Consider the following 3,954-nt stretch of genomic DNA (forward strand, 5'->3'; position numbering starts at 1 on the left):
ATCAACGGCCACTTCCGCCACACCAGCGAGACGCTCGCGCACGCGCTCCGCCCACTCGACCGACCCGCGCGCCGGATAAACCACTTCATACAGCTCGCGTGGAAATCCGGAAAAATCATAAATCATCTCATACGTTCCTTCCACTGCCGAAACCGTCGGCTTGCGCGTCATCCAATGCGCTGTAAAGACGACGATCGCCTTCGGGGACATTCCTTCTCCGAGCTTTGTCAGAAAGGATGTATAGGCATGGTCCTCGATCGCCAACATCGGCGATCCGTGAGCGAGAAACAAGGCAGGAGCTTTCATTGTCCATTCCTCCATAAAAGGTAAAGTTTAGTCACGGCAAGGCTGGCTGTTCGATTGCCTTCTTTTTGTCCCTGTCGCCCCTTTGGACGGGGGCTCAAGGGCGAATCTGAGCACATCAGGCGATGCTGGGATGGCCTGTGTAGGTTTTTCATAGCACTTTTTGACACTAGCCCATTCAGAAAAAGCTTCCAGCGTCCCGCCGTCACGCATGCCTGCGCCGATCACCTTATCTTCATTGTAGCATATCCACTCCCCTTCATCATCTCGAACGGAGAAGCTTCCCTTTTCGAAATGGGCAGAGTGTGAAAGGAATCGATGTTTTTCATCAACGGTCTTTTTTGCTGTTTTTGGAGATGCCACCATCACAGGACGTATCCCGCCATCCCTCCCAATGCAAAGGAAGAAGCGTCCTGACAGCGGAGAACACCTGTCATCGGGCACAGCCATGGCGTATGGCTGTTTTGTGAGCAGGCGGCGCATAAAAACAAAAGTCAACATCTTCGTAGCTGTGCATAAGATGACCATGATCAATCATCGAAGAGGTGGAGCCATGTATACCGTTCCTTTTTTACCTTCCTATCCTTCTGTCTACCCATATGTGCATCCGTATCCGGTTTATGTTTATCCGCCCGTGCACGATCACGGCAGGCCGCCTTACGGTCTGGTTCCGTACAGAGAGAATATCAAGCTAAACGATTATGGGCCGGAGCCGTTTGTCATCTCGATCAGCGAGGCGGCGAAACAAAATGATGCGTACCGTATCGCTTTATGGACCGGACCACATTTGCAAGTGACATTAATGAGCTTGCATGTCGGGGAAGATATCGGATTAGAAATTCATCCTCATGTCGATCAATTTTTGCGCATTGAACAAGGGGAAGGAATCATCCGAATGGGCAAGAGAAAAGAGGAATTAACGTTTGAGAAAAACGTACGTGCCGGTTCTGCGATCATGGTCCCAGCGGGAACATGGCATAATGTCATCAACACCGGAACGATCCCGCTCAAGCTCTATTCCATCTATGCGCCCCCGCAGCACCCGCGCGGCACTGTGCACCGAACAAAGGCCGATGCTCTCGCAGCTGAATAGAACACAAGCAGCTTGAGAAATGAGCGCCATATCTCAGGACGTTTTTTTTTGCCCCACATCCTCCGATTACCTGTCCTCGCGCGTTGGGAAGTGTGAGTTCTCATCAATCATTGGGTGTGGCGACTGCTCGCTTTGTTCGCGCGGACGCAAAGGAAGGCATCGTTTGGAAGTAAAAAACAGCAACGTTCTGTGTATTGGTGCATAAAGCGGCTCTCCTGCTAGTGGGAGAAGCCGCTTTTTTAGTAGAATAGAAGAAAAATAGAAAAGAAGAAAAAATTGCGAGAAGGAGACATTTCCGATGTCATTGCGTGATCTTTTCCGCCAAGTGATGGCCATTTACGAGGAAGAAAAACGTGAAAAACTGTCCAAAGAGCGGCGGGCGTTTCAACTTGTGACCAAGGCGATTCCGGAAAAGATAAAAACGCTTCCGTTTGTTGAGCCCGACCGATATATCGTCAAAGGCTCAGTCGGCCAGGGAGTGTGGACCGATGTGCCATGGGTGGCGGTGATGGATCAGAAAGTAACGGATTCGACGCAACGCGGCTATTATCTCGTCTACTTGTTCAGTGAGGATATGCGCCGGCTCTATTTGACGCTCGCCCAAGGAGTGACAGAAACGCCAAGAGACGAAATGGAGCGGGTGAAGAAAGAGATCCGTCAGCGCATTCCTGCTAGAGGGCGTGTGCAAACCGATAGCGCCATCCGTCTTGGTCAAAGCAAACGGGCGAAAGAATACGAACGGTCGGTGGCTGCGTATGTGGTCTATTCGTTTGACAACCTGCCGCCCGATGAACAACTTGTGAGCGACTTGAAAACGATGATGGACTATTATCGACAATATGTGGAAACGGAAAGGATGAGATCGATCGAGCCATCGCTCTCTGATCGGGCAGTTGTCGAGCATATTCATTCCTACATAACCGCTAAAGGGTTTTACTATACGCAAGAAGAAGTGATGAATCTCATTTTATCGTTAAAAACAAAACCGTTTGTCATTTTGTGCGGCATTTCCGGAACTGGAAAAACGAAAATCGCCCAATGGCTGGCTGAAAGCGTCGGCGCGACGGAGGACAACGGGCGGTTCACCTTAATTCCGGTCCGTCCAGACTGGAACGACGGCTCTGACTTGCTCGGCTATGTCGACATTAAGAGCGATTTCAAGCCCGGGCCGCTCACCAATGTCATCACCGAAGCCGAGAACCATCCGGACAAGCCATATTTCGTTGTGCTCGATGAAATGAACCTCGCCCGTGTCGAACATTATTTCAGCGACGTCTTAAGCGTGATGGAAAGCCGCCGTTGGGAAAATGGGCGCATGGTTTCATCGCGGCTGCTGCCGAAAGAAACGGCGGGGCGTGATCTCTTTCTCCCGTCAAACGTCTATATCATCGGCACCGTCAACATGGACGAAACAACCCACCCCTTTAGCAAAAAAGTGCTCGATCGGGCGAATACGATCGAGTTCAATCGCGTCCGGCTCGACCATCTTGACTTTTTGCGCAGCTTGCCAACCGTCGCGCCGCTGTCAGGCGGACAAGAATGGTTTGCGGCTCGGTAGTCGGGTCAGCTACGTCATCGCCGTCTATGCGATGACGACGCTTAATACAATCAAACAAGCAAAAGAGCTGCCCGAGCTGTTCATGAAATCAAGCGAGGAAATTGCCCTTTGGCGCTTGCTGCGGCGGCTGTCTGATCGTGTCCGATTCGACCTTGACGCCCGTTACTTGGATCAGGCGTCAAAAATCACGGCATACTGTGTCAAAAACTTGCTCATCCACCTTGAAGACGGCCTACTCACAATCATGGACGGCACGAAGCAAAAAACGATTGCCGCTAAACTGCTTCGCAAACAGCCATCAACCGTGTTTCGAGAAGTTGTGGGGATGATGGGAGAGGGGAATATAGAGACATTCTAAAATACTAACCCGTGGTGCTAGATAAAATCAGACAAGCATAAAAAATAACTTTTGTATGAGAGGATCTTCTTAAAATGAAAGTGCAACCAAACATCAAAAGGAGAAGTTCCCATTGCAAGAGCACTTTCATTTTATAGCAGATCGAACCAAACACCGCCGTGACGCAACTTCTACATCCGCATAACTTCGGTGACAAAGAGGATATCAGCCAAAAGCTGCAAAAGAAGCTGTACGAAGAGCACCGAATCGCTTTTTAGGCGCCCGTTCGAGAAAATCTGCGAATTCGCCAATCGGATGTATGGAAACAGTGGACGAAGCGAAAACGTAAAGTGGTGGAAACCGCGATTTTAGTGGATTGCATCGGATTACCGAGATTCGAGCGAAATCGGTTTCTGGATTTGAAACGGCACTGGATGATATTTTACTGGCTTGTTGTTCTCGGGCTAGTTGAACGTTAAGGCTTAATTAGCACCACGGGTGATTTTTAATTTCGGTCTATTTAAGGACGTTGACTATAAAAATTAATTCTGGAAATATAATTTTATATGTAACTATTCAGCCACATCATAAAGTGAGCTGAATATTTTCTTCTTTCCTTGTCTATGATGTGAATATTGATAGACAAGGAGGTGAATCGCATGT

4 protein-coding genes and 2 pseudogenes are annotated in these 3,954 nt (G+C 49.1%); 4 read left to right on the forward strand and 2 right to left on the reverse strand.

All coding sequences use genetic code 11. The annotated features are described in order from the left end of the window. Together CV944_RS16360 and CV944_RS16365 are read right to left on the reverse strand one after the other, a co-directional pair. A partial coding sequence (locus tag CV944_RS16360; RefSeq protein ID WP_145994841.1) for a DODA-type extradiol aromatic ring-opening family dioxygenase occupies positions 1–306 on the reverse strand: 306 nt, incomplete at its 3' end. A 27-nt stretch (positions 307–333) separates the two neighbouring features. Then, positions 334–669 carry a hypothetical protein gene (locus tag CV944_RS16365; protein ID WP_145994842.1) on the reverse strand — a complete coding sequence of 112 codons (336 nt, stop codon included), beginning with the start codon at positions 667–669 and terminating at the stop codon, positions 334–336. Positions 670–856: 187 nt separating this feature from the next. Between CV944_RS16365 and CV944_RS16370 the strand changes: the two genes are divergently transcribed. The 4 genes and pseudogenes from CV944_RS16370 to CV944_RS16385 form a co-directional block, all read left to right on the forward strand. Further along, entirely contained in the window at positions 857–1,396 is a 540-nt protein-coding gene (locus CV944_RS16370) for a cupin domain-containing protein (RefSeq protein WP_033009145.1), read from the forward strand. Between the two features lie 298 nt (positions 1,397–1,694). Next, positions 1,695–2,951: pseudogene (locus CV944_RS16375) on the forward strand (MrcB family domain-containing protein); the annotation flags it as partial. Continuing rightward, positions 2,941–3,312, forward strand: a complete 372-nt coding sequence (locus CV944_RS16380; RefSeq protein WP_033009143.1) for a hypothetical protein — start codon at positions 2,941–2,943, stop codon at positions 3,310–3,312. The pseudogene CV944_RS16375 and the gene CV944_RS16380, both read left to right, overlap by 11 nt. A gap of 152 nt (positions 3,313–3,464) precedes the next feature. Continuing rightward, positions 3,465–3,770: pseudogene (locus tag CV944_RS16385) on the forward strand (transposase); the annotation flags it as partial. Positions 3,771–3,954: the final 184 nt, after the last annotated feature.

This window comes from Geobacillus sp. WSUCF-018B, assembly GCF_002809985.1.
In the GTDB taxonomy this organism is placed as follows: Bacteria; Bacillota; Bacilli; order Bacillales; family Anoxybacillaceae; genus Geobacillus; species Geobacillus thermophilus.